At 70.6% G+C, this 5,492-nt stretch carries 5 protein-coding genes; 3 read left to right on the top strand and 2 right to left on the bottom strand.

Features of this window, described 5'->3' with window-relative positions:
• Both FJ251_13060 and FJ251_13055 read right to left on the bottom strand, forming a co-directional pair.
• The coding region (locus FJ251_13060; protein MBM4118638.1) for a hypothetical protein at positions 1-1,086 on the bottom strand (1,086 nt) is incomplete at its 3' end.
• A gap of 27 nt (positions 1,087-1,113) precedes the next feature.
• A complete protein-coding gene (locus FJ251_13055; protein ID MBM4118637.1) occupies positions 1,114-2,430 on the bottom strand; it encodes a Glu/Leu/Phe/Val dehydrogenase in 1,317 nt (438 codons plus the stop codon).
• A 306-nt stretch (positions 2,431-2,736) separates the two neighbouring features.
• On the opposite strand from FJ251_13055, the gene FJ251_13050 reads away from it, so the two are divergent.
• From FJ251_13050 to tilS, 3 genes are all read left to right on the top strand, one after another.
• The gene (locus FJ251_13050) at positions 2,737-3,228 is read left to right on the top strand and encodes a hypothetical protein (GenBank protein ID MBM4118636.1); all 492 of its coding nucleotides are present in this window, start codon (positions 2,737-2,739) and stop codon (positions 3,226-3,228) included.
• On the top strand, positions 3,225-4,427 hold the full coding sequence (locus FJ251_13045) for a hypothetical protein (GenBank protein ID MBM4118635.1): 1,203 nt from the start codon (positions 3,225-3,227) through the stop codon (positions 4,425-4,427). Before FJ251_13050 ends, FJ251_13045 begins: the two co-directional genes overlap by 4 nt.
• Positions 4,428-4,568: 141 nt before the next feature.
• Positions 4,569-5,492 (top strand): tRNA lysidine(34) synthetase TilS (gene tilS / locus FJ251_13040; GenBank protein MBM4118634.1); only part of this gene is annotated, 924 nt, incomplete at its 3' end.

Below are 5,492 nucleotides of genomic sequence, written 5' to 3'. Positions count from 1 at the left end.
GCCGAGGGCCTCGCGCGCCAGGGCGAGCAGGCGGCGCAGGAGGTCGTTCAGCGGCAGCGCGCCGTGGCGCAGGATGGGCGCGAAGTCGAGCACGCGCGGGCCGCTGGCCGCGATGCCGGGCCGCAGACGGCCGCTCTCGCCGTCGAAGGTGCTGGCGACAAGGCCGAGTCCGCCGTCCTGCTCGGCGGCCTCCAGTTCCTCATTGAGCAGATACTCGGTCTCGCGCAGGGGATCGGGCGGCGGCGTGGGCCCCATGTTCACGGCCCAGAAGCCGGTCTGCGTGTTCTTGAGCAGGTCGCCGAGGTTGTTGAAGGGCTGCGGGCTGGCCGGATAGGCCGGCGAGTAGCTCCAGGCCCGGCCCCCGCCCACGATCTGGCAGCCGAGGCCGAGGGCGAGGCTGACGACGCCGTCGCCCGCGGCGCCGTGGCCGAAGGGGTAGTGGTTGTGCGAGCGCGCCACGCCCGAGATCGCCGGATAGAAGCGATCGCCGTGGCGCTCGCCGACCACGGCCTGCACGACGACGGCCATCTGCTCGGCGGCCGGGTCGGCCCCCACGCGCCGCGCGTAGCGCCGCGCCGGCGCGAAGACCGTCGAGGCCCAAACGAGCTTGATCCCCTCGGCGAGCTGGCGGAAGCGCGCGGCGGCGTCCACCTGGTGGCCGGGGATCATCTTCGTCGCGTAGACGCCGGCGAAGGGATGGCGTAGCGCGTCCTCGAGCAGGCTCGAGGAGCGCAGGGCGAGCGGCTGATGCACCAGCTCGGCCAGCGCGCGCAGGTCGCCGACGAAGGCCGCCGGCAGCGCCGCCTGCTGGAAGGCGAGGGCGATGCGCTCGTCGGGCAACTCCTCGGCGGCGAGTGCGGCCAGGTCGTTTTCGACCAGGAAGCGCTCGTAGAGCGCCGTCGTGAGGACGACGAGCGGCGGCACGCCCACGCTGATCTCGGGAAAGGCGGCGCCGTCCAGGCGCGCGAGGATCTCCTCGCGGATCTGCAGCAGGCCGCTGGCCTTGCCGCCCAGCGCGCCCCCGCCGATCGCGGTGAAGGCGGCGTCCTCGCCGAAGCGGCGACGGAAGGGCGCTTGAGCCGACATGCCGCTCGGCCTCCTTTCCGCCTCGGACTAGACCCAGCGGCGGCTGCGACAGGCCGCGGCGACGCGCTCGGTGGCCAGGAGCAGGGCCGCCTCGCGCAGGCCCAGGCCGCGCCGCTCGGCGAGGGCGCCGATGTTCTGATAGGCCTCGGTGAGCTTGAGGTCGAGGCGGCCGAGCACTTCGTCCAGTTCCCAGGCGTGGTTGATCTCGCCCTGCACCTGCTCGAAGTAGCCGCAGAGCATGGCGCCCGCGCCGGCGATCAGCTCCGGCAGCTCGCGCACGCCGCGCGCGGCGAGCTGCGTGGCGGCGTCCGTTTCGAGGGCGCCGCTCGCGCCCTCGAGGAGGAAGCGCACCGCCGGGTGCACGCGCCCCACGTTGTCCGCGCGTAGCTGTCCTTCGAGCGCGGCGGGGACGAGCACTTCCACCTCCTGCTCGAGCCAGGCCTCGCCGGGCAGCACGGCATAGCCCCGCGCCGCAGCCGCCGCCGGATCGATGCCGCCGTAGCGATCGGCAATCGGCGCCAGCTCCGCGAGCTGGACGCCGCCGGGCTTCGTGTAGGCGCGCGCGCAGCCGGCCGCCTGGTCCCAGCTGGCGACGCAGCTCACCGTGCCGCCGAGCTGCGCGAACAGGGCGATCGCGTGGCGGGCCACGCTGCCGAAGCCCTGCACGCTGGCGCGCACGGCGCCGGGGCTCAGGCCCGCGTCGCGCAGCGCCTCGCGCAGCACGTAGACCAGTCCGTAGCCCGTGGCCTCGGCGTGGCCGCGGCTGCCGCCGAGGCCGAGTCCCTTGCCCGAGAACGCGCCGGGCTCGTGGCGGCCGACGAGGCGCTCGTGCTCGTCGAGCGCCCACTGCAGCTCGCGCTCGCCGGCCATCAGCTCGGGGCCGAGCACGAGGCGCCGCGCGCCCAGGCTCGCCTGTGCGGCCCGCACCCAGGCGCGGCAGATGGCCGCCAGCTCGCGCTCGCTGAAGCCGTGCGGATCGCAGATCACGCCCCCTGCGCAACCGCCCAGCGGCAGGTCCAGCGCGGCGGCCTGCCAAGTGCGGCCCATGGCGAGGGCGCGCACGCGGTCGGCGGACTCCTGGGGATGGAAGCGCAGGCCGCCTTTGGCCGGACCGAGGACGTCGTTGTGGAGGATGCTGAAGCCGCTGAGCACCCGCATCGCGCCGTCGTCCAAGCGGACGCTGAAGCGCAGATGCAGCTCGCGCCGCGGCGCGCGCAGGACCTCGGCCTCGGCCTCGCTGAGGCCGAGCGCGCGAGCGGCGCCGTCGAACTGGGCCTGGGCCTGGTGCAGGGCGCTCGTTGCCACGGTACCCCCTGGACGGCGGCGAACCCAGGAGAAGGTCATCAGGATCTCGGGCCGCTGCAAGCCGAAACGGCCGCCTGGCGGCGACTTTCCGTATCCATGGCTCCCCCATGCGGGGCCTTGCGGGAGGTCTTGGTGCCTCCGGCCGCTCCGGCGAGAGGGGTCGGCCGATTCTCGCCTCGCCACCAGGAACAGGCCTGCCGATGCTGACAGGCTCGGCCGACGGATCCAGATGCGGGGCGTTCGGTCTCGCCGGAGAGGACAGCCGGTTCAACTTCCGGGGCCGCGAGGAAGTGGTGAAGGCCACCCTCGTCAAGTAGAAGCAACCCAACAGGAGAAGGTGGAGCCATGAGCAAGAGAGCGCCGATCGGGGCGCTGCTTTTGCTGCTGGCGGGTGCCGCCCAGGCGGAACTGCAGATCGCGGAGCAGACGCTCAGCTTCACGGAGGTGGCGACTGGCGGCCACCGCATCGCCTATGCGACAATTGAGGTGCCCGAGGGCGCTGCCAGCGCCCTCAAGGGCGCTGATCTGCGTTTCACTGCCGCCTGCCTGGAGGCGCTCGGCGAGCTAACCCTGGTGGCGGCGACCCTGTGGGCTGAATTGCCACCGAACTGGGAGCTGGCGACCGACCCCACGCATGGCATGACCGGGCTCTTCTTCCCCGCCGAGGGGGAGAACGCTTTCCATGCCGAAATTGGAAAGCTGTTGATGGACTGGACGGGCCCGCAGAGCGCGATCCTTGTGCTCGCCTTCGAGTGCGGGGATATCGACTGCGACTGCTCGCCGCTCATTGTTGCCGGCGAGCTAAGACTCGCAACGTTGGCAACGGGAGGCCAATGAGGCTGCGAGCCTGCATCGGTTCACTTCTTGGAGTTGCGCTGCTGGCCTCGCTTCTCGCGAGGCCAGCAGCCGCGGAGCTTCTTCAGGTCCCAGAGGAGCACCCGACAATCGCTGAGGCGCTAGCGGCGGCGAGCTTTGGCGATACCGTCAGCATTGCGCCTGGAACCTACTACGAGCACGATCTTCTCTGGCCTCCAGGTGTCTCCATTCACGGTCGCTCAGGCGTCCCCGAGTCGGTGATCATCGATGGTCTCACCCAAGGGCGCGTGATTGGCGGGGAGAACCTGGTTCCTCAGAATGAGATCGCCTACCTCACGATTCGGGGAGGCCATGAGCCGGGGCTCTATGGGAGCGGGCTCATGGCAGTTGGAGATCCTGTCTTGCATGACCTGATCATCGAAGAGTGCACGTCGACGACGGTGATCTACGGCATTGGCCTCTACAAAAAAGGCGGTGCGACCATCACCGACTGCGTCCTTAGGAATAACCGCTCTTCGGCAGAGGGTACGCGGGGCGGCGGAGCTTGCTTGCTGGCAGACGGAAATGCCCACCCGATTACGGCGCGTAATCTGGAGGTCTACGGCAATCAGGCTGACACCGGAGACGGCATCTACTTCAACGACGATGATGGATACCTTGAGAACCTCTACATTCACGACAACTTCGGCTCGGGGATGGCTGTCTACTACGGTTCGAGTGGCCTGGGACCCATCATCGAGAACTCGCTGTTTGCCAACAACGCCGGCTCTGGGCTCACCTTCGACGCCAGCCTGACGGTGAGGAACTGCACTTTCGTCGGCAACGGCACCGTGGGTTCATGGGTGGGCGCGATCAGCTCTGGCTCGACCTGGGACTACCCGAAGAACCCAACGATCGAGCAGTGTATCGTCGTCAACAACCTTGGCTCTGGGATCAGTTGGTGGGATCCGACGCCCTACACGATCGCGTGCAACAACGTCTACGGCAATGCCTTCTACGCGCAGTACGTCAACCTCCCGGACCAGACCGGCTATGACGGCAACATCTCCGCCGATCCCGAGTTCTGCGGCGCGAGTGCCGGCAACTTCGGCCTCCAGGCGGACTCGCCCTGTGCTCCCGCGAACAACACCTGCGGCTTGCTCATGGGCGCCTACCCGGTCGCCTGCGGCAAGACCAGCACCCAGGAAACGAGTTGGGGCGCGATCAAGGCGCTCTACTAGGCTGCGGCCGGATACTCAGCTCCTCCACTCCTCTCGATTCGCTGCCGCCCCGCCCAAGGCTAGGCGGCGCATGGGCCTTGCCGACCTGGTAAGGCGCGCTATCATGCCTGATGCACGCCGCTCTGGGCGGTACTGGAGGTCGTGCTGAGCCCGACGACTGAGCAACCCTTCGTCCAGATCCTGCGCAGCCTGATGCCGGCCGGAGCGCAGAGCCTCCTCTTGGCGTGCTCGGGAGGCAGCGACAGCACGGCCCTCGCTGCCCTGGTCGCGGCCGCCGCGCCTGCGCTCGACTTGGTGCCCATCCTCGCCCACTGCGATCACGGCCTGCGCGAGGGTTCGGCGACCGAGGCGGAGGCCGTGCGCGCCCTCGGCGCGCGGCTCGGGCTCGCCGTCCACGCGCTCACGCTCGCGATCCCTGCGGAGGGCAATCGCGAGGCCGCCGCGCGGCGCGCGCGCTACGCCGCGCTCGGCCAGCTGGCCGCGCGCATCGGCGCCTGCGCCCTGCTCACCGGACACACCGCCGACGACCAGGCCGAAACCCTCTGGCTCTGGCTCCTGCGGGGAACGGGCCCCACCGGGCTCGCCCCGTTGCCAGCCTCGCGCCCGCTGCGGCCCGGTTCCCCACTGCCCGTTCTGCGCCCGCTGCTGGGCTTCCGGCGCGAGGAGTTGCGGGGCTACCTGCGCGAGCGGGGCATCCCCTGGCTCGAGGACCCCAGCAACGCGGACCTCGCCCTGCGCCGCAACCGCGTCCGGCATAGCCTGCTGCCCGGGCTCGCCGCAGACTACGGCATCGATCCCACGGCCAATGCCCTACGGCTCGGCGAGCAGATGGCCGAGTTGCTCGCCTTCCTCGACGGCGAACTCGCCGCGCGCGGCCTGGGCGAGGAGGCCCTCGCCGCCAACGCCTGGAGCCAACCCCTGCTCGCCAGCCTGCCGCCGGTGCTCGCGCGGCGCTTCCTCAGCCAGGCCCTCGCGCGGCGCGGCATCCTGCGCAGCGCGCCGCTCGAGCGGGTCCTGCCCCGGCTCGGCTCGCCCCGCCTCGTCTACGACCTTGGTCTCGCCGAG

The organism is bacterium, assembly GCA_016873475.1.
In the GTDB taxonomy this organism is placed as follows: domain Bacteria; phylum Krumholzibacteriota; class Krumholzibacteriia; order JACNKJ01; family JACNKJ01; genus VGXI01.
The sequence above is the reverse complement of the archived record's forward strand: the minus strand, read 5'-3'. Positions and strand labels throughout refer to the sequence as shown.